Annotated in this window: 21 protein-coding genes and 1 riboswitch; of the genes, 2 read left to right on the plus strand and 19 right to left on the minus strand. The window is 33.6% G+C overall.

The genetic code is table 11. From position 1 onward, the window contains the following. Nucleotides 1-16: 16 nt before the first annotated feature. The 6 genes from CLOST_RS10750 to CLOST_RS10775 form a co-directional block, all read right to left on the minus strand. Nucleotides 17-592, minus strand: coding sequence for a thymidine kinase (locus tag CLOST_RS10750; RefSeq protein WP_013362347.1), 576 nt, complete (start codon nucleotides 590-592; stop codon nucleotides 17-19). Nucleotides 593-715: 123 nt separating this feature from the next. Then, nucleotides 716-913 (minus strand): 50S ribosomal protein L31, encoded by a 198-nt coding sequence (gene rpmE / locus CLOST_RS10755; RefSeq protein WP_013362348.1) that lies wholly within the window; start codon nucleotides 911-913, stop codon nucleotides 716-718. Nucleotides 914-1,033: 120 nt separating this feature from the next. Further along, nucleotides 1,034-2,407, minus strand: a complete 1,374-nt coding sequence (gene rho / locus CLOST_RS10760) for a transcription termination factor Rho (protein WP_013362349.1) — start codon at nucleotides 2,405-2,407, stop codon at nucleotides 1,034-1,036. Nucleotides 2,408-2,668: 261 nt separating this feature from the next. Next, nucleotides 2,669-3,640, minus strand: coding sequence for a class II fructose-bisphosphatase (gene glpX, locus CLOST_RS10765; protein WP_013362350.1), 972 nt, complete (start codon nucleotides 3,638-3,640; stop codon nucleotides 2,669-2,671). Nucleotides 3,641-3,747: 107 nt separating this feature from the next. Continuing rightward, on the minus strand, nucleotides 3,748-4,743 hold the full coding sequence (gene glpX / locus CLOST_RS10770) for a class II fructose-bisphosphatase (protein ID WP_013362351.1): 996 nt from the start codon (nucleotides 4,741-4,743) through the stop codon (nucleotides 3,748-3,750). A 131-nt stretch (nucleotides 4,744-4,874) separates the two neighbouring features. Next, nucleotides 4,875-6,296 carry an HD domain-containing protein gene (locus CLOST_RS10775; RefSeq protein WP_013362352.1) on the minus strand — a complete coding sequence of 474 codons (1,422 nt, stop codon included), beginning with the start codon at nucleotides 6,294-6,296 and terminating at the stop codon, nucleotides 4,875-4,877. Nucleotides 6,297-6,417: 121 nt separating this feature from the next. Between CLOST_RS10775 and CLOST_RS10780 the strand changes: the two genes are divergently transcribed. Next, a complete protein-coding gene (locus CLOST_RS10780) occupies nucleotides 6,418-6,660 on the plus strand; it encodes an AbrB/MazE/SpoVT family DNA-binding domain-containing protein (protein WP_013362353.1) in 243 nt (80 codons plus the stop codon). An 84-nt stretch (nucleotides 6,661-6,744) separates the two neighbouring features. On the opposite strand, the gene rsmI is transcribed toward CLOST_RS10780, so the two are convergent. From rsmI to CLOST_RS10820, 8 genes are all read right to left on the minus strand, one after another. Then, entirely contained in the window at nucleotides 6,745-7,581 is an 837-nt protein-coding gene (gene rsmI, locus CLOST_RS10785) for a 16S rRNA (cytidine(1402)-2'-O)-methyltransferase (RefSeq protein WP_013362355.1), read from the minus strand. Beyond that, complete coding sequence (locus CLOST_RS10790; RefSeq protein ID WP_013362356.1) at nucleotides 7,565-8,323, minus strand: tRNA1(Val) (adenine(37)-N6)-methyltransferase; 759 nt, start codon at nucleotides 8,321-8,323, stop codon at nucleotides 7,565-7,567. The genes rsmI and CLOST_RS10790 overlap by 17 nt, the downstream gene beginning before the upstream one ends. Nucleotides 8,324-8,384: 61 nt before the next feature. Beyond that, nucleotides 8,385-9,260, minus strand: a complete 876-nt coding sequence (locus CLOST_RS10795) for a PSP1 domain-containing protein (RefSeq protein WP_013362357.1) — start codon at nucleotides 9,258-9,260, stop codon at nucleotides 8,385-8,387. Then, a complete protein-coding gene (locus CLOST_RS10800; protein ID WP_231853132.1) occupies nucleotides 9,257-10,072 on the minus strand; it encodes a DNA polymerase III subunit delta' in 816 nt (271 codons plus the stop codon). The genes CLOST_RS10795 and CLOST_RS10800 overlap by 4 nt, the downstream gene beginning before the upstream one ends. 1 nt (nucleotide 10,073) lies before the next feature. Beyond that, nucleotides 10,074-10,769 (minus strand): dTMP kinase, encoded by a 696-nt coding sequence (locus CLOST_RS10805; RefSeq protein WP_013362359.1) that lies wholly within the window; start codon nucleotides 10,767-10,769, stop codon nucleotides 10,074-10,076. A gap of 143 nt (nucleotides 10,770-10,912) precedes the next feature. Further along, nucleotides 10,913-12,682, minus strand: a complete 1,770-nt coding sequence (locus CLOST_RS10810; RefSeq protein WP_013362360.1) for a homoserine O-acetyltransferase/O-succinyltransferase family protein — start codon at nucleotides 12,680-12,682, stop codon at nucleotides 10,913-10,915. Between the two features lie 12 nt (nucleotides 12,683-12,694). Then, the gene (locus tag CLOST_RS10815) at nucleotides 12,695-13,972 is read right to left on the minus strand and encodes an O-acetylhomoserine aminocarboxypropyltransferase/cysteine synthase family protein (RefSeq protein WP_013362361.1); all 1,278 of its coding nucleotides are present in this window, start codon (nucleotides 13,970-13,972) and stop codon (nucleotides 12,695-12,697) included. Nucleotides 13,973-14,094: 122 nt separating this feature from the next. Further along, a riboswitch (SAM riboswitch) is annotated at nucleotides 14,095-14,197 on the minus strand. 95 nt (nucleotides 14,198-14,292) lie between these two features. Next, complete coding sequence (locus tag CLOST_RS10820; protein WP_013362362.1) at nucleotides 14,293-15,852, minus strand: ClC family H(+)/Cl(-) exchange transporter; 1,560 nt, start codon at nucleotides 15,850-15,852, stop codon at nucleotides 14,293-14,295. 183 nt (nucleotides 15,853-16,035) lie between these two features. On the opposite strand from CLOST_RS10820, the gene CLOST_RS10825 reads away from it, so the two are divergent. Beyond that, the gene (locus CLOST_RS10825; protein ID WP_013362363.1) at nucleotides 16,036-17,814 is read left to right on the plus strand and encodes a methyl-accepting chemotaxis protein; all 1,779 of its coding nucleotides are present in this window, start codon (nucleotides 16,036-16,038) and stop codon (nucleotides 17,812-17,814) included. A gap of 99 nt (nucleotides 17,815-17,913) precedes the next feature. Here the strand turns inward: CLOST_RS10825 and CLOST_RS10830 are convergent, their stop codons facing one another. From CLOST_RS10830 to CLOST_RS10850, 5 genes are all read right to left on the minus strand, one after another. Continuing rightward, nucleotides 17,914-18,495 (minus strand): DUF3841 domain-containing protein, encoded by a 582-nt coding sequence (locus tag CLOST_RS10830; protein WP_013362364.1) that lies wholly within the window; start codon nucleotides 18,493-18,495, stop codon nucleotides 17,914-17,916. A 22-nt stretch (nucleotides 18,496-18,517) separates the two neighbouring features. Further along, complete coding sequence (locus tag CLOST_RS10835) at nucleotides 18,518-19,255, minus strand: nitroreductase family protein (protein WP_013362365.1); 738 nt, start codon at nucleotides 19,253-19,255, stop codon at nucleotides 18,518-18,520. A gap of 35 nt (nucleotides 19,256-19,290) precedes the next feature. After that, entirely contained in the window at nucleotides 19,291-20,067 is a 777-nt protein-coding gene (locus tag CLOST_RS10840) for a hypothetical protein (protein ID WP_041487203.1), read from the minus strand. Further along, nucleotides 20,045-20,638, minus strand: coding sequence for a PIN domain-containing protein (locus CLOST_RS13635; RefSeq protein ID WP_013362367.1), 594 nt, complete (start codon nucleotides 20,636-20,638; stop codon nucleotides 20,045-20,047). The genes CLOST_RS10840 and CLOST_RS13635 overlap by 23 nt, the downstream gene beginning before the upstream one ends. Before the next feature lie 138 nt (nucleotides 20,639-20,776). Beyond that, nucleotides 20,777-20,980, minus strand: coding sequence for a type II toxin-antitoxin system antitoxin (locus tag CLOST_RS10850; RefSeq protein WP_013362368.1), 204 nt, complete (start codon nucleotides 20,978-20,980; stop codon nucleotides 20,777-20,779). Nucleotides 20,981-21,004: the final 24 nt, after the last annotated feature.

The raw sequence follows: 21,004 nt of genomic DNA on the forward strand, positions 1-21,004 counted from the left end.
TTTTAAGCTAAAAGATTTATTTTTTAATTCTGTGGCATTTTCTGCATCTAGCTTCATACGACTCAGTCGCTCCTACTAAGATTATAGGATCATCGTATCTTGCAGGCTCTTTGTTTATTAGCCTTTGGGTTCTAGTAGCTGGAGCTCCGCATTTTACACAAACAGCTTGAAGCTTGTCTACAAATTCAGCTCTGGCTAAAAGCTCTGGCACTGGGCCAAAAGGTTCTGCTTTAAAATCCAAATCTAATCCAGCAGCTATAACTCTTATCCCTTTATCTGCTAATTCTAAAGCAACATCTACAATTCCCTCGTCAAAAAACTGTACTTCGTCTATCCCAACAACTTGGGTTTCACCAGTGATATACTTATGAATTTCCTCTGTGTGATTAATTGCTATTGCTCGTATGCTTATTCCACTATGAGATACTACATCTTCTTTACTGTATCTATTGTCTATGCATGGTTTAAAAACAATAACCTCTTGTTTTGCAATCTTAGCTCTTTTTAAGCGTCTTATGAGTTCTTCACTTTTACCGCTGTACATAGGACCAACTACAGCTTCAATATATCCATGACCACTAGGTCTATACATAATTCGTTCACCGCCTGATATTTTTGTTTATCTTTCTTCTATTATATTACTAAGAAAAAAATTATTGCAGTATTGACTTTTTATATTATAAAAGGACCGAAATTCTTCGGTCCTTTATAATTGCTATCTGTTGAATTTTTTGTTAAATCTTTCGATTCTTCCACCCTTTTCAATGCTTTTAGCTTGACCAGTGTAGAAAGGATGACACTGTGAACAGATTTCAACACGAATTTCTTCGTTAGTTGAACCAGCCATAAATGTATTTCCACATGCACAGTGAACCTGTACTTCTTTATATTCTGGATGAATATTTGCTTTCATGAAACTCACCTCACTCCTACTAATGCGCATAATGCATCTGATTATATGCTCTATCAACCATAACATTGTAACACACTATTATTTTAAATTCAATAATAAAAATCAATTTTTAAATTTAGATTATTGTTTGAATGCTTCCGTAATAGCATCTATAAATGCATCGTTATCTTTTGTATTTTTCATCATCGAAATAATCTGCTCCATAATATCAAACGCTGTTGAGTTACTAAGAGTTCTTCTAAGGTTGTATGCACAAGCAAGCTCTTTTTCATTTAGTAACATTTCTTCTTTTCTCGTTCCAGATTTATATATGTCTATTGCTGGGAAAATTCGTTTTTCTGCTAGCTTTCTATCTAGATGAAGCTCCATGTTGCCTGTACCTTTGAACTCCTCAAAGATTACATCGTCCATACGAGAACCCGTTTCTACTAAAGCAGTTGCTAATATAGTAAGAGAGCCACCGTTTCTAATATTCCTAGCCGCTCCAAAAAACTTCTTAGGGCCATATAAAGCTCCAGGATCAAGTCCTCCTGAAAGAGTTCTTCCAGTTGGAGATATCGTAAGATTGTAAGCTCTTGCAAGTCTTGTGATACTATCAAGAAGAATCACTACGTCTTTTCCATGCTCTACAAGTCTTTTTGCTCTATTTAGAACCATTTCAGCAACTTTTATGTGGTGAGTAGGAAGCTCATCAAATGTAGATGATATTACATCTGCTCCGATTACAGATTCTCTGATATCTGTTACTTCCTCAGGACGTTCATCCACTAGAAGTACTATTAGTTCGACCTCTTTATTATTATGAATTATAGAATTTGCTATAGTTTTAAGTAGAGTTGTTTTACCAGCTTTTGGGGGAGCTACTATTAATCCTCTTTGACCTTTTCCAACAGGACTTATTATATCAATTAATCTTGCAGAAAGCTCTTTAGATTTTTCTAAATAAAATCTCTCATCTGGATAAACAGGAGTGAGCGTGTCAAAAGATTTTCTTCTTGTAGCTGCATCTGGCTTATAACCATTTATAGACTTTACATATAAAATAGCTCGAAATTTTTCTCCATTTTTAGGTGGCCTAGTTATACCTAGAATTTTATCTCCTGTTTTCATATTAAATCTACGAATTTGGGATGGAGATATATAAACGTCATTTTCTGTAGATAGATAATTCGAGCCTCTTAAAAATCCATAGCCATCTGGCAGGATTTCAAGTACTCCCTCTGCAAAATTCACTTCTTGCTCATCTTTGATTTCTTCTGCTAAATTGTCTGGCAAAGATGCTAGCTGCTGTTCTTGACTATCCTTTTTATTAGCAAGCTCTTTTTTATTGTCTGTATCAACACTTTTAATAAATTCATCTTTATTAGGTTGTTCATTATTTTTTTCTAATATCTCAATCAACTCATTTTTCTTTACTGCTTTTGGCAATTTAATATTCTTTTCTTTTGCCAATTCTTTTAACTCAATGAGCTTCATCGAATGCAAATCAACCATTTTGTAGTTCCTCCTAAAGCTTCTATATTAAAATATTTAATTACTATTTGCTTTTGTCTATGGAAATTAATCTTTGGTTTTGAGATACTTCATGAGAAGATTCTATGAAAAGCTAGTATCGAGATGTTTACAAGACTGTATTCACAATAAAATAGTAAAAGTAGCTGACAATAAGCTTGCGCTAATCATCCGCTACTTTATTATTATACCACATAATCCAAATCCTCGCTATTAATAAAACTGCGAGACTAGATTCTGATTTTATTTATTTGCATAGATATAAGGCTTTTTATTTAGTCTGTGAATAGCCTCTACAAATCTTATCGTTCCAGTTTCTGCTCTCATCACTATGGAGTGAGTCTTTGCCATATTTTCGGAGTCAAAAATGACACCTTTAAGTAAATTTCCATCTGATATTCCACTTGCTGCAAAATACACTTCGTCTCCGCATACTAAATCTTCTAATTCAAGAAGCTGCTCAGGATCTACTCCCATCTTCTGGCATCTTTTGTATTCACTTTCTTCTTCTGCAATTAATCTGCCTTGGAAATCTCCTCCTAGACATTTTATTGCCGCTGCTGCCAGAACACCTTCTGGAGCTCCCCCGGAGCCTAGCATTATGTCTATTCCTGTATGTGAAAAGCAAGTATCTATAGCTGCCGCTACATCCCCATCCATAACAAGCTTAATTCTGCATCCCATCTGTCTACAGATTTTCATAAGATTTGAATGTCTCTCTCTATCAAGCATGGTAACTGTAAGTTCTTCAATTGGTTTATCAAGAGCCTTAGCAGTTTCAACTAGGATATCAGGAATAGGCATATCAAGACTTACTCTGCCTTTTACTTTTGGTCCTACTGCTATTTTTTGCATATACATATCTGGAGCATGAAGTAGCTTTCCTTCAGGAGCCATAGCAATTATAGCTATCGCATTATTAAATCCCTTGGCAACAGAAACAGTTCCATCTACAGGATCAACTGCTATATCTACTTTTGGATGTCCTTCGCCTAGACCAACTTTTTCTCCTATATAAAGCATAGGAGCCTCATCCATTTCTCCTTCACCTATTACAACCGTGCCATCTATATCTACAGTCGAAAACATCTTCCTCATAGCTGATACAGCTGCTTCATCTGCTCCATCCTTATCTCCACGACCCAAAAATTTTGCACTTTCGATAGCTGCAGCCTCTGTAACCCTAACTAGGTTCAACGCTAGATTCCTATCCATAATAAAAATCTCCCCTTTTCCAACTAATCATAAATGGCTAGCTTATTGTCAAAATTTAAAAATTATATTTTTCATTATTATAAATAAAATTCCATTTATTTATTTTACTAGATATTTTTGTATTTATCCATAAGGTCAACCATAATGCTATTTTTATCTAATCTATGAATAGCTTCAACAAATCTTATAGTACCTGTTTTCGAGCGCATAACTATAGAGTGAGTCTTGGCTTTATCATTTTTAAGATATACTACTCCTTTTAACAAATCTCCACTTGTTATTCCAGTAGCAGCAAAGAAGACATCTTCTCCCTTTGCTAAATCATCTAGATAAAGTACCTTTGATAGCTTTTCATCTGTAAAGCCCATTTCATGGCATCTTGAAATTTCTTCTTCGCTTAGAGGATTTAACTTTGCCTGCATATCTCCGCCCATGCACTTGACAGCTGCTGCAGTAATAACTCCTTCAGGAGCTCCTCCTATGCCCATAAAAATATCAATACCAGTTTCTTCAAAGCATGTAGCCATAGCACTAGCTACGTCTCCATCACTGAAAAGTTTAATTCTGGCTCCTATTGCTCTAGCCTCATCTATAATGTCCTTGTGTCTATCTCTGTCTTGAACTATTAAAGTAATCTCAGAAATTCTTTTGTTGAGCGCTTTAGATACTCTGGTGATATTGTTGGTAACTGTATCATCAATATCAATGCAGCCTTTAGCTTCTGGACCTACTACTATTTTTTTCATATAAGTGTCAGGCGCTTTTAATAAGCAGCCTTTTTCTGACATCGCTAAAACTGCTATAGCATTAGGAAGTCCCTTTGCAATAAGACTCGTACCCTCTAAAGGATCTACTGCTATATCTGTCTTTCTTCCATTTCCAGTTCCTAGCTTTTCTCCTATATATAGCATAGGTGCTTCGTCTAGTTCTCCCTCGCCTATTACTACCTCTCCATCTATATCTATGCTTTCAAAGGCAAGTCTCATACCTTCTACAGCAGCTCCATCAGCTCCGTTTTTATCTCCTCTGCCCATATATCTAGCAGATGCTAGTGCTGCAGTTTCTGTTACCCTAACAAGTTCAAGCGCAAGATTTCTACTCATCATTTCCTCCAAATATAATAATATGAAATATTAACTTATTTGTATAACACCTTTAACCCAATATACAATTATAAAGTATGTCACAATATCTGTCAAAATCATAATTCTTTATTAAATCTAAAAATCTTATACTATTTCCAACTTATATTTGAAAGAAATTTATCTATTTTATCCCTTTTTAGAGGGACTCTTCCCATATATATAGCCTTTCTAAGAGCCTCATATGCGGGCATTGCTTCGTGCTCTCCAACTAATTTTTTTATTTCCTCAAAGGTAATAATTTTATCCATCTCCTTAAGAGGAAGATATCTTGTTATATAGTTGTTTGCTATATATTCTACATGGACTTTAAAATTACCCATTTCTTCGTCTGGATTAAGCAATTTTCTAGTTGCTACTATATCTGCATATCCAATTAAAAGTACATCTAAGGTTTCATCTTCAGTCTGCGAAAACATATTAAACAATGTATCTCCAGATACATCATTGTTTTTATAAATAACTAGAGGAAACATATGAAGAGCCGAATATCTAGATAAAGTTACCGTATCTTCTTCGCTTAGCCCTAGCCTTTTTCCTATTTCCATAAGCATCTCAGCTCCTACTATCTCATGACCTTGGAACCTCGTTCTTCCTTTGTCATCGTTGAACTTAGCCGCTGGTTTTCCTATGTCGTGGAAAAAAGCTCCAAGCTTTATAAGAGATAGTCTTTTTATATTACTCTTCATGCAATTACTAGTATGTTCTTCATAAGCTGTCCTAAGGTGGTCCTCAAAAAAGCCATTTGCATTTACTACCCCTTCAAGCACCTTTAAGGTATACACTGAATGAGTAAAAGAGTCCACCACGTGATACTTACATTCGCCTACATTTTTCATAGGCTCTATCTCAGGAAAAATATACTGAAGCATTCCTATATGTCTATCCATTAGATTTATATAGTATGAGCTTTCTTTTTGGTCTAGGATTCTAAAAAGCTCTTTGGTGTATTCATAGCCTCTTATCCCTTCTAACCAATGTACATGCTCTTTCATAAAGATTTCAGTATCAGGGTCAATATCTAGCTCATGCTCAGCCATAAGTCTAATCCCTCTAAGATATCCTATAGGATTTTGTCTTAAATTTTCCCCATCGACTATCCTGAGGATTCTATTATTTATATCCTCAAGTCCTCCATGAGGATTTATAAGCTTTTCAGGTTTGAAATCTATAAAATCATCCAAGGTCATAGCTACAGCATCAACTGTATATATTTTTTTTGACAGCTGGCTTATGATTCCCTGTGGGCAAATCTTAGAAAATATAAGAGAAACAAATCTATCGCTAAATATTTCTATACTCCCATCTTCTTTCTCAATCATAGTATAGCCTTCGCATCTATTCATAAATTCTCGGGCTATATCTAGAGCTTCGAAGGATGTTAATATTCTTATTCTCTTTATTTTGTCTGCAATTAAATATTCTCTAATTCCAGAGCCAGCAATATAGAATTTATCATTTCTTTCTTTTTCTATTTCTTTCAATATCTCTATAGGTCTTAATATATTAAGCATAGTTCTCACTCCCTGGAAAAATAATTAGTAAAGTATAATTATTGTTGACATTTTATTCCTGCACTGATAAGATATTCTATGTTTGTTAGATAATTTGTTAATTAAATTCAGGAGGTATAAATTGAAGTCAACTGGCGTAGTAAGAAGAGTCGATGAGTTAGGAAGAGTAGTAATTCCAATTGAAATAAGAAGAATCCATCATATTTCAGAAAAAGATCCACTAGAAATTTTCGTAGAAGGCGACTCTATAATACTAAAAAAATTCGAATCATCATGTATATTCTGCAGCAGCACGGAAGATATTAAAGAGTTCAACGGAAAAAACATCTGTAATGGATGCGCTTCAAAAATTTCAACGCTATAATATCTTTTATACATATCTCAAAGAACCTGATTGATAAAATCAAACAGGTTCTTTTTTACTTTACCGGTAGCTGCGTGATGATACCTACTTAATACCCAAAGCCAAGGCATAGGCATCATTTTTTTTAATCTTATATTCAATAGCTATCTGCTTAGCAACTTCCTTTGTGGATAAATCTTGCAAAAGCAGTTCTTTAATTCTTTTTTCAACAGCTTCTTTATTTATTTCAGGTTCTACTTCTTCTATAGCTCCTTCTAAAATAATAACCATTTCTCCTCTATGCTCTAGCATAGAAAAATCTTCACTCAAGCTTTTAAGGCTTGTTCTTATATACTGCTCGTACTTTTTAGTAAGCTCTCTTGCTATTACTATTTTTCTGTCTCCTAGTATTTCAAAAAGCTCAGAAATAGTTTTTTCTATCCTATGAGGAGCTTCATAAAAAATAAGGGTTTCTTGCCTAGCTTTCAGTGCTTCAATTGTTTCTTTTCTAGTTTTATTATTCCTATCCAAAAATCCAACAAAAGTAAATCTGCTTGTATCTAGTCCAGAGTTTACAAGAGCAGTAATAAATGCAGAAGGTCCTGGAAGAGTTACAACCTCTACCTCACTTTCAATGCACTGCTTGATGAGTTTTTCTCCAGGGTCAGATATCCCTGGCATTCCTGCATCTGATACAAGAGCAATGTCATGACCTGATGTAATTAGTTCTATAAGCTCCTTTGATTTAAATGCTTCGTTGTGCTCATGAAGGCTAATCAAAGGTTTTTTTATATTTAGATGGTTCAAAAGCTTGATAGTATGCCTAGTGTCTTCTGCTGCTATATAGTCTACTTCTTCAAGCGTCCTTATAGTTCTTAGAGTGATATCTTCAAGATTTCCAATAGGAGTAGGACATACATATAATTTAGCCAAGGTCTTCACCTAATTCCTTAATAGAATATGTTCTTATTATTTCCTCATCATAGCTGCCATCCTCTTTGTGTACATAAAGAGGGTCTAGTATTTTAAGCTCAGGCTTTGCAGCTCTTACAAACTTTATCAGCACTAGATTCGGAGCCTTTGATGGCTTTGGATGTACAAATTTCATCAATTTCGGCTCTAGCTTATGAGCCCTTGCACTGACAAAGATATCGCAGAGCCTGATAGGTCTATGAACCATAAAAAAGCTTCCATTGTCCTTTAAAAGCTTCGATGCTGTCTTCATTATATCATCTAAATTACAGTGAATTTCATGCCTTGATATTTTTTTCTTTTCATTTTCATTAGTCAGCCCATTGGCATGCATATATGGGGGATTGGATGTTATAAAGTCAAGAGAATGAGGCTTGATATAAGAAAGTGCATCCTTTAAATTTATATTTAAAATCTCTACTCTATCCTCTAATTTATTGAGCATAATAGACCTATTGGCCATCTGAGCAACTTCCTTTTGAATCTCTATTGCATATATATGGTCAACCTTGCTTTTTCCAGCTACCAATATAGGAATAATTCCAGTGCCTGTTCCAAAGTCCGCTCCTACATATCCTTTTTTTACTGTTACAAAATTTGACAGCAAAACAGCATCTATCCCAAAGCAAAAGCCATCCTTTTGCTGTATGATTTTAAGGTCATGTATCTGCAGGTCGTCAATTCTTTCATTTTCATTTAATAACTCAGGCATTTTAATCTCCTTTTATATTTTCCGTTTATTTTCATTAGAAAAGGAGCATAAGCTCCTTTTTTTAGTCTTCTAGTTTCTTAAGTTCTTTTTCAACCTCATGGACATTAGAATCCTGAGTTTTCTTAGGCTTCTTTAATATTTGAACCTCGTGAGCTTTGAACTTTCTTATATCTACAGTGTCCTTATTGTCCATAAGAACTTTTACTTCCTCTGCAAGCACTTGAGAATCAAGAACCTTTCCAACTCCATCTGGAGTCTTGATAATGCTTCCAACCTCAGGCATGTATTCTAGAATACCTTCATAGGTTTCATGCTCGTATTTCAAGCAGCAAAATAGTCTGCCACAAATACCTGAAATCTTCGTAGGGTTAAGAGAAAGGCTCTGATCCTTTGCCATCTTTATAGAAACAGGCTGAAACTCTCCTAGCCAAGTAGAACAGCACAGTGGTCTTCCACAGCAGCCTAATCCACCTAGTGACTTAGCTTCATCTCTGACACCTATTTGTCTAAGCTCAATTCTAGTTCTAAAAATCGCAGCAAGGTCTTTTACAAGCTCTCTAAAATCTATTCTGCCTTCAGCTGTAAAATAAAATATCAGCTTATTTCTATCAAAAGTATACTCAGTATCTATGAGATTCATATCAAGCTGGTGTACTATTATCTTTTCTTCACAAATCTTAAAAGCTTCCTCTGCAAGAGTTTTATTTTCTAGGTTTCTTTGGATATCCTCTTCATTGGCAAGCCTAATAATAGGCTTAAGAGGCGCAATAATATCTGATTCCTCTACCTCTTTACCAGGTACTACTGCAATACCGTACTCCATTCCCCTAGCTGTTTCAACTATTACCTTTTCGTCTTGACTTATTTCTATATCAACTGGGTCAAAATAGTATATTTTCCCAGCTTTTTTAAATCTAACTCCTACAACTTTTATCACTTTATAACCTCCATTATATTAAAAAGCATCGCCTCACACGTCAAATTGTAATTACATCTACTAGATAGTTTTTTTCTAGTGTCTTCTATTATATCAATAATTGTCAGAAGCTGAAAGTGGGTAAAAGAAGAAGCTAGTGTATCCACAAGTTCATTTTCTGCTATGCAATATGACAAATAATCGCTGCGTTCTTTAGTAATTAATATATCTCTCGTATAATCCATGAATGCATCTATGACTACATCAATATCATCTTTTTGATTTTTTAAGTCTTCCATATATTGAATTATACCTATTTCATTCTTTTCAATAAGATTCTCAAAAAAACTCTCAATTTGTTCCTTTAATGCTTTATCAATATCTAAAGAAGTGTCCTCTGAAGGAAAATAGTACGATATACATCTAGATCTAACCGTATCTAGTAACCCTCTTGCATTTTCACATATAAGTATAAAAAGTACATCTGAAGGAGGCTCTTCCAAGGTTTTTAGAAAAGCATTTTGCATTACTGGAGTCATCTTCATAGCATCTTCAAATATATAGATTTTTTTTGCTTTAAAAGGCTTTATGTAACAATCTCTATTTATAAACCTAATGGTTTCTATATTCATTTTTTCGTTTGTTACTACAAAATAATCACTACAGTTTTCTAGATGCTCAGTATCTAGTATCCTCTTGCTAAGTTCTGTTGCCATTACCTCTTTTTTTGAATCCTTTGACCCTTCAAAAATAAATGCATGAGATAAGGTTTGATTAGATGCCGCATAAAAAAGATTATCTTGTATTTCTTTATATAACTTATCTCTTTCCAATTTAATCTCCATCCTCACTCGATTTAAGGCTCTTAAGAATCAAGCTGTATATTTCCTCGTGAATATCTTTAATTTGGCGTAGCTTATCATCGCTTGTACAGTCAATATTTTCCCAGCCATATTTTTTTGCCACATAAAGAGCATTTTCATAAGATTTTTCTAGATAATCCTTATTTGCTTCATGAATATCCTTTTTGACATTTCCTGTAATTTTATTTTTTCTATTTTTCATCAGCTTAAATGAAAATTCTACAGGCATATTTAGAAAAAATACCTTTGTAGGTCTTGGAAGTCCATAAAAGTCGAACTCGTACTCATCAAGCCACTGCAAGAACTTATCTTTGTCATTATAGTCATCATATTTTGCCGCTTGATGGACCATATTAGAGGTAGTATATCTATCTGCAATTATTATTCCACCATTATTATAAAATTCTTCCCATGAAGTTTTAAAGGAAGCATATCTATCTACAGCATAAAAAGTAGAAGTTATATAGGGATTCACATCCTCTGGCTTTGAGCCAAAATCTCCTCTTAAATACATCTTCACTAAAGCCGAGGACTCACTTTTATAATTTGGAAATTCTATTTTTCTTACATTATATCCATCCATCTTCAGTTTATTATATAAAAGCTCAGTCTGCGTAGCCTTGCCACTAGCATCAGAACCTGATTCAACCACAAATAATCTGCCCATATTTCCTCCTAAGTAATGCCTTCATACTTACTTTTTATATTATAAAGGATAATCTAGGTTTTTTCTATGTAATTGTATTCACAATAAAAAACTGGCTTTTTCTTTACTATTAATACAGTTAAGAAAAAACCAGCTCTTTTGCTTTAGTTATTGTGTTTAGTTTTTTGAATCAAGGTTCCTAGATTACTTGGCTTATTTGTATTGCATATCCTAAGTGGTATAGAGGCAGTAGCTACTGGATTTACTGCATCTGGGTGATATACCTTTGCCCCGTTTCTACTCATTTCAAGAAGCTGTTCATAGCTCATCTCTGAGATAGTAACTGCATTTTCGTTTATTCTTGGATCATCAGTCATAACTCCATCTACATCAGTCCAGTTTTCATATAAATCAGCAGACATTCCTCTTGCAATGATAGAGCCTGTAATATCAGAGCCTCCTCTTTCAAAGGTTTTAATATTTCCATTAAAATCCTTTCCATAAAAACCTGGAATTACTACAAATTCTTCTTTATTAAGCTTTTTTTGAATTTCTAAATAGGTCTTTGCTTCATCTACTAAACCAGTTTCATCAAAGAAAATAAGCTCAGATGCATCTATAAATCTATACCCTAGGTGAGCTGCTAGTACCTGAGCATTTAGATACTCTCCTCTGCTTATAATAAAATCCCTATGAATAGAATCCTCAATATCTTCTACAGTTTTGCTAATAAGGCTAAATACATGACTTGGAAGCTTAAGATTTTCTGATATCTCCTTGAATCTTTCATAGACCTGTCCTAAAGCTTTTTTTCTTTGTTTTTCTATTTCTAGCTGCTTTATTTTTAACTCATAACAGCTTTCAAGCAAATCAGTGACCTTGATATCCTCATCATGTCTTTTACCTGGAGCTGACACTACTATGTGAGTTCTATTTTTGTCTGACAGTATGATGTCCTTCGTCTTTGCAAACTGAGCCGAATCAGATAGTGAGCTTCCACCGAATTTTGCAACCACCTTTTGCTCTATTTTTTCTATCTGATATGGTGTCTGCTGATAGACAAAATAATTAATCCAGTTTGAAAAAATTAAGCTAGCACTTGATTTCCATCTTACAAGAATGCGATTTGAAGGGTCGTCATTTTTAAAATAATTTCTAGGTATACTTGGATTTATCCCTTTACTTAAGTCTCTTATATACTCGTTGTAAAGTGTATCGGTATCATATTCTCCATGTCCTGATATAAAAACAAATCTTTCATCTACACTAGAAGATATGCATACACCAGCCTCATCTGAACGTGCTAGGATTTTTAAATCTGGAACCTTTCTAAGCTCAGCTTCTTCGTTTTCAGTATTTCTCGACTGAGGATAGAAAAAATTATCATCTAGACCTCTAGTTAGCTTTGAATCCTCAGCTAGTTCATATTCAAATACTCCGCTTAGCTTTGAACCTAGATTCCTTTTTTGTACACCGTAGTAATAATATAAAGCCGCCTGAGATGCCCAGCATATGAATAAGCTCGAGTAAACATGTGTACGGGCAAACTCGAATAGCTCCTTTAATTCATCCCAGTAATCAATCTCTTCAAACTCCAAATGCTCAACTGGAGCTCCTGTTATGATAAGTCCATCGTATTTATTATTTTTAATTTCGTTTAAGGTTTTATAGTTTTTAGTAAGGTACTCCATATCGGTGTATTTACTTTTTCTGCTTTTTGTTCTTATTAAATCAAGCTCTATCTGAAGAGGCGTATTAGAAAGCGCCTTCATCAGATGGATTTCTGTTTCTTTTTTGTTAGGCATTAAATTGACTATACCTATTTTCAGAGGTCTTATATCCTGAGTCGTTGCTCTTAGCTCTGGAATCTGAAAAATATCCTTGTCGTAAAACTCCTTTAGTAGGTCCGTATTAGTAGAATTTATTATAGGCAAGACTATTCCCCCTTACGCCTGAGCTTTTAGTGCTTGGTATAAATCATCGCAGATATCCTTTGGATTTTCGATTCCTACAGATAGCCTAATCATCTCAGGAGCAATCCCAGCTTTAATCTGCTGCTCTTCACTTAGCTGTCTATGAGTCATGCTAGCTGGATGAAGCACATGAGTTCTTAAATCTCCTACATGAACTACAAGACTTGCTAGCTTGACAGAATTAATAAATAGCTTGGCTTTATCTACTCCGCCTTTCACTCCAAATGATATAACTCCAGAAGCGCCTTTAGGAAGATATTTTTCAGCAAGCTTGTAGTCTTTTGAATCTTCTAGCTTCGGATAGTTCACCCATGCAACCTCATCTAGGCTTTGAAGAAACTTCGCAACCTCTAGAGCATTGTCACTGTGTCTTTGCATTCTAAGAGCCAAGGTTTCTGTTCCTAAATTAATTAAAAATGCATTATTGGGACTCATCGTAGAGCCTAAATCTCTAAGAAGCGATGCTCTTGCCTTTACGATGAAGGCTTGGTTTCCAAAAGTCTCTGTATAGCTAAGCCCATGATATGCTAGGTCTGGCTGAGTAAGGCAATCAAAGTTCCCATTGTTCCAATCAAAATTACCACTATCTACTATCACGCCACCTAGACTAGTTGCATGACCGTCTAAATACTTCGTAGCGGAATGAGTAACTATATCAGCTCCATGCTCTATCGGTCTGCATAAATAAGGTGTAGCAAAGGTATTGTCCACAACAAATGCCAATTTATTATCATGTGCGGCTTTTGCAAAAGCCTCTATATCAAGTACCTCTACACCAGGATTTCCTAACGTTTCTGCAAATAGCAGCTTTGTTTTAGAATTTACATGTTTTGCAATCTCTTTAGGCTCTATTGTGCATGGAAGTATAGTTGCCTCAATTCCCATACGCTTTAAAGTAGAAGTAAACAACGTATGGGTTCCACCGTATAGATTTGAAAGGCAGATAAAATTATCTCCTGCGCTACACAAAGTAAAAATAGCAAAGAAATTTGCTGATTGCCCTGAAGCAACCCCAAGAGCCCCTACTCCGCCTTCTAAAACAGTCAGCTTTTTTTCCAAAACCTCTACAGTTGGATTACTGATTCTGGAATACATATGACCTACTGCTGATAAATCAAATAAAGCTGCAACCTGATCTGCATCATCGTACTTGTAAGTAGTTGACTGCACTATAGGAGCTACTCTTGGCTCTCCACTTTTTGGTTCATAGCCTGCCTGTACACACTGAGTTTCTACACTGTAATTCTTCATTAATATCCTCTCCTTTTCATATTGAGAGTCTGAGAAATTAAAAAAGCCGCACAAAGTGCGGCTTTATGATTTTAAATAAATAAAATCAACAAATCTAAATACAAAAATAGACTTGTAGGCTACACTTATCTCTCAGACTATTGTCTGCTGGAATTAGCACTCGGTTTTATATAAAACCCTTGCCTGGTTTCGTAGGGCCAGTCCCTCCACCAATCTTGATAAGCAACTTTTATTAAGTTTGATTTTTATAATACACTGTTCTAGGATAAATTGCAAGTATTTTTTTAAATTATTAAATCGTTAGCTTCAGTCACTTTTTTCTAAGGGCGTAAATTCAATTTTTCTAATTTTTCTCTTATTTTAGACTCACAATTAATATCTGTTAATACAACCAAATAATCTCCCACCATAATTTTAGTATCTCCTTTTGGAATAAGTTCTACTTCTCCTCTTTTTATAGCGACGAGAAGAGATTTTCCTGGCCAATGTAAATCTTTTACCAAAGAATTTTCAAAAACAGAGTCATGCTGAACTATTATTTCTACAAGAATTTTATTAATATGTTCTTTCTCATCTTCTGGATGTTCTTGAACTATTAAATTATCAAGTAATTTATCATATACTGGAGGACTATTTAAAAGCTCTGCCACTATGTATGCTGTAATTGAAACAACTGTGAGTGAAAGCAAATGGTTGAAAGAACCTGTCATTTCCATTATTAAAACTATACCAGTTATAGGTGCTCTTACAATAGCCGTAAAATATCCAGCCATAGCAAGGATAATAAAATTATTAAAAAGACTCTCATCAAAAATTCCATTTCCTATCATTACATGTCCAAAGATACTTCCAATAGTTGCACCTAAAATAAGTAAAGGAAAAAATATACCACCAGGAGCTCCTGATGCAAAACTTAACATCGAAAAAATAAATTTAACTATTAAGATTAAAACAAGAAAACTAATACCATTTTTAAGATTTAGATATTCTATAATCTTATGGCCTCCTCCTGTTGCAAGTGGAAAAACTAAACCTAGAAATCCTGCTAGAATAAAAGGAATTATTATTTTTGTTCTTATATTAAGAAAAGTTAATTTTTTATAAAATTTTTGAGTTTTAAATAAAGTATAATTATAGATAGCTCCAGAAATCCCCAAAACAATTCCTAAAAATATAAGCATTAAGTATCCATTAAGTGGTACTGTTTGGCTTACTGGAAAATTAAAAACTGGATTCATACCAAAAACTTTTTTCGAAATAAAGTCTGCAGTTACTGCAGCAGAAATAGTCGATAGTAAAATGATTGGAGAAAAATACTTAAAAATTTCTTCTAAGGCAAAAATCACACCTGCCATAGGTGCATTAAATGCTGCTGCTAATCCCGCACTCGCTCCACTAGCCATAAGTATTCTTTTTTCTAGTCTACCTTTTCCAATTTTATTTCCAACCCCTTCAGCTATACATGCTCCTAACTGAATAGAAGGACCTTCTCTACCTAAAGATAAACCTGCTACTATAGCAATAGCACCTCCTACAAACTTTGATATTAGTGTGTGCATCCAAGACTTACGTGATTTAAAATATCCTTTTAGAATTCCTTCTAACTGAGGTATTCCACTTCCTGAAATCATTTTATTTTTATCAACTAAATACCCTACAAAATATCCCATTCCAATTAAGAATAAAAAAGTAATAGGGAGAAACATGAAATTTTGATTCAAAAAAGTATATGTAAAATTAGAGATTGTTTCTGCATTTGTTAGTGTGATTCTGTAAAGAACTGAAACTCCTCCTGCCGCTAAGCCAACCACTATACTTTTAAATAAAATAAACATTTTTTCATTATTATGACTTACCAAAATAGTATAATTATTTTTCAACATCATTCCTCCATTTCACGAAAAACTTGTAACCTTCTTTATTCTATACCTAGGAAACAATTATTTCAAATTCTAAATTGCTATTAATAAAATAACTAATCAATACATATAAATGTTATAATGATGTCTACTTAGGGTAAATTAAACTTAAAACAGAAATCTATCAAAACGGGGTGGTAATCAGTGAAAAGCATAGGTTCAAAAATTTTAATGGTCGCACTACTAAATATTCTACTTGCGGGATTATTAATTGGTAGTGTCAGTATTTATACCTTTTCTACCAATAGCAAGGCTCAAATAGCTCAGAAAGAAAAATTACTTCTAGAGGATTATGATTTGATGATTAAATCCGCAACTGAGTCACTAATAACTTCGCTTAAACCTATTGAAAATGCAATCGAATCTGGAGAGCTAGATAAAGAAACTGGAACTGTGCTAGCTGCTGATATTGTTAGAAATGCAAAGTATGGAGATGGTGGATATTTCTGGGCTGACACTATTGACGGAACAAATGTTGTTCTTCTTGGAAACAAGGATGTTGAGGGAACTAGTAGACTTGGGCTTACTGATGACAATGGAGTTAAAATAGTCGAAGAATTTATAAGAATGGCAAAAGCCGATGGACAAGGATTTTTAAATTATGATTTTCCTAAATCTGGTGAAACTATCCCCCTTCCTAAGAGAGGGTATATTCAGTTAGAGCCATATTTCAACTGGATTATAGGAACAGGAAATTATATCGATGATATCAATGAGGTTGTCAAAGCAGAAGAAGTTGCTGCTGCAGCTATGCTTAGAAGAAATATCATGATTATCATCTCAGTTACTATAGCTATTGCTATCTTAGCAGCTATTATAAGCGCTATCATAAGCAAATCTATAACTAAGCCTATTCACAGAATAACTGAACTAGTTAATCGTATCGCCATGCTAGACATCAAAGAAACTTCTGAGTTTGATGATATAGTAAACTACAAGGATGAAACTGGGATAATAGGAAAAGCTGTATTTGATTTAAGACAAAATCTAAGAGATATAGTAAATACCCTAAGCGAAGATTCCAAAGTTCTCTCTCAGACAGCGGCAGCGATGAGCGACGGAGCCAACGCAGGATATAGCTCTGTAAATGGAGTAAATGAAGCTGTTACAGAATTTGCAAAAGGTGCTCAAAGTCAAGCTAACGAAGCTCAAATAAGTGTTGAGATGCTAAGCAAGCTAGCTGAGCAAATAAAATATGCAGATAACAACGCTAGCGAGCTTCAAGCCTTTACAACTAATGTGACTGAGAAAAACCAAGATGGACTAAAATCCGTGGAAAATCTAAACGTAGAATTTGAAAAAACTCTCACAATCACTACTTCACTTGGAAATAATGTAAACACTCTAGCTGATAAATCTACTCTAATCGAAGACATAGTAGGTGTAATCCAAAACATAGCAGACCAAACAAACCTACTTGCACTAAACGCCGCTATAGAAGCTGCTAGAGCTGGAGAAAGCGGAAGAGGATTTGCAGTTGTTGCTGATGAAATACGAAAGCTAGCTGAACAAACTTCAAAATCTACAGATCAAATAAAAAATATAATCGATGAAATACAAGGGGAAATCTCCTTAATAAAAAACAACATGTCAGAAACTCAAACAGCAGTAGAAGGTGCTACTGGAGAAATGGGCAGAGTACTGAATTCATTTGATGAAATAGAAGAATCACTTTCTAATACCGTAAAACAACTAGATGAGCTAACTATCAATATCAGCTCAATAAACGATAATAAAGAAGGTGTTCTAAGTGCTATAGAAGGTATTTCTGCAATCACAGAAGAAAATGCTGCTTCTGCTGAAGAAATAGCTGCTACTACTGAAACTCAGCTAGACCTAATGGAAAACATTACAAAGAGCTCCAGACATCTATCAGAAGTAGCTTCAAAGCTAGATTCTATAATAAAAAAATTCTCATTATAAAGCTTTGATTTAAAAAAACCATATTAAGGCGGTCATAAAGGCCATCTTAATATGGTTTTTGCATTATATCAAAGCTAACAAAATCATATCCTGTGATTTCTAAAGAGTATGTATCCATTCCTTTTTTATCTGCCATAGAGCCGCTTGAATATTAATAGCCTCATCATTTCTTCCTTGCTTTATATTTTCATGATGCTTAAACAATCTTTTCCAGCTTTCTTGTACTTCTCTTTTTAACTGAGGATAAAAATTGGTGAGAATAACATCACTTTCATTTTTTACTCCATAGGCTTCTAGCATCTTTTTAAACTTAGCTTCATCCTGAGCAGTTTCCCCTATATACGAAAGCCTAAGTATCTTGTACCAATCCTGCATATCAAAATATATAGCTTCATCCAAAGGAACATTGAGCTTTAATATAGTGCTGTCTGCATGGCTCTCTACATTATTTATATCTGCAAACGCCCAGTAAGGATACTCAGCTTCTGGTGGACCTTTCACATAATTTTGAGCTTCATTCACAAACCAGCTGTATGCCGCTACAAAAATAGGTGCAACCTCTTCATATTTCCTTACTACAAATTCTTTTTTATTAAAGCAAACTCCATCTTTATCTAGCTTGTCTACTACTAGATTTGTCTGCGAAGAATAAAGTAAAACAGAATTATTTTCGATTTTCATAGCAGTTCTCCTTGTTTTAAAATTAAAGCTTATATTCCGCTATTTCTATCCACCCTAAACTATCCTTTTCATTTTTATTTATGATAGTTCTTTCAAGCTTATACTCATGCTTATTTAAAATTATCTCTAGGTAGCAGAGAAATATCCCCATATCAAGCGAATTGTAATAAGGCAACTTCACAAATGGAATAAAGGATTTTACTTTTGTATTTCTATAAATCTTAATTTTATTATCATCAAATGAAGCTCTCCAAGGCTGAGAGTTACAGGCGCTAGGTGCATATCTTACTAGGTTTAGTATTTCTTTATCAAAATCCCCACTAAATAATTCCGCTTCAGATTTTCTTTTGCAGTTTGAAAAATCTGTTCTAAAATCTGTTTCTTTGCTTTTTCCAAATACAAGCATAATCACATAGTCAAGACCACTTCCAAAATCAGACTTTGGTTTCGCCATTCCATACCAACAGACTCCTATGTTTATAGATGCCATAAATAAATCCATCTGTTCTAACACATAGCCTGCGTTTAATAGATAATTATCCTTATTCTCGCTATAAAAAAGCAGAGCATATTCACCATATTTAGCTGTTGTTTCTGATTTTTTTACTATTTCAAATTTAATTTTAATCTCTGGAATAAGTGGAATTACTTTTTCAAACTGGCTTTTTATTAGCTCTAGCTCCTCATCAGATACACTAAGGCTAGAATCAAATTTTCTTATAGATTTTCTTTTGTAAATCATATTATATAACTCGTTCATTATTTCTCCTCCTAAAATCATACTATTATCTATCTCTACTTAGGAAATTCATCAAATATAGATTCAACTACAATTCCTGTAGCTTCATTAAATAATATACCTTCATAATGTGGCCAATTTACTTTACCAATTTGATTTTTAGCCCTAAAGTAGGCTTCTTCTTTTACTATTCCTATATTGCTTTTAGGCTCATTTTTTAGCTCTTCTAAAAATATTACATCCTCAGTATAATTAGGAATTTCATCTTTTGTATGGATATATCCATCTAAATTATTTTCTACTATCTCTTTTTTTAGCTTTTGAATCATGTCATTGTAAATTCTATGATATGAGTTTTGAGATTCCATAAGCTGTTTGTACCATTTTATATTATTTCTGCTCATTTTTTTCAAAGATGAAGAAAATTCTGATCCATCTAAAGGATATATAACCAAAGGATTTACAAGCTTTTTATCATCTATTTCATACTGTATTTCAACTGGAAACATCGCTCCGCTAGATGAAATAAACCTACCCTCTTCAGGTATGAAACCCATCTGATAGATATTAGCAAGTACGATTTGTTTTGTCTCGTCTTCAAATGAAGCCACTATTTCTGCCTTTGTAATTTGAATTTCATTTTCTTCTCTTGGCTCTTGCTTCATAGTTTCTTCAACTAAATTTATTAAATCATCTCCATATGTTAATTCAGTTTCATTAACAGTTTGATTTATACAACATCCAGTAAGTATACTTATACTGATGAATAATAGATATACAATTAATATTCTATTTCTTATCATATATTTATTATGCTTTCTTTTGTAAATCATATTTAATCAACCCGTTTTCTTCAAAAATCAATTTTTTTATAAACAATCCTTCCATGATTTTGTCAATATCTTTATCGTTTATTTTTGGTAACATAGATTTTATATATCCTTTTAGACTTGTTTTCTTTTTTGGTCTTTTATTACTTGCAACTTTAGATAAATTGTCTTTTATTCTATTAATTCCAGCCTCATCAAATTTTATCTCACTATCTTTTCTAAGCTCTTGAAAACTAACTATTCTTCTTATTTTAATGCCATCATTTTTTAAATATGTTATTAATGGATCATATCCAGTGTCTTTAGAGTAAATCACAAAATGTTTATTTTTGTCTTTTGTAACATCTCTTCCTAAGAAAAAACTAATATAAAAATCAAGTGCATTTCTTCCTTTTCCATTTACTCTAATCCATTCTACTAAATTCCCCATAGGTTGTAATTTTTGAACCAAATCAATTGGAATTTTTATTTGTTCATTTCCAATTAAAATAATCACTTTTGATGTATTTTTAATAAATTCGACTTTAATATCTTGAACATTCTCATAGTCTACATAAATATATTCATCAATCATGTTTATCTCCTTTAGTTTTTATCTTTAGTATAAACTTATTTATAATATATTCATATATTTTATATGTAATAAATTAAAAACCAAACCCTATTATTAAATTAAGGATTTGGTTTGGTTTGGTTTTGTTTTGTTTAGTTATTACTCAACATCCAGTTCAGGTGGTATATCAAGTTCATCAGAAACATATTTTCCATTTTTTTTACGCTGTCTCACGCATTCTGTAAGCAGGTATTCTATTTGCCCATTTACTGATCTAAAATCATCTTCAGCCCAAGAGGCAATCGCATCATAAAGCTTGGCCGATAATCGCAAAGGAATTTGTTTTTTGCGATTTTCACTCATATCACATCATCTCACTTTTCGAAG

It is taken from the genome of Acetoanaerobium sticklandii, from assembly GCF_000196455.1.
GTDB lineage: Bacteria > Bacillota > Clostridia > Peptostreptococcales > Filifactoraceae > Acetoanaerobium > Acetoanaerobium sticklandii.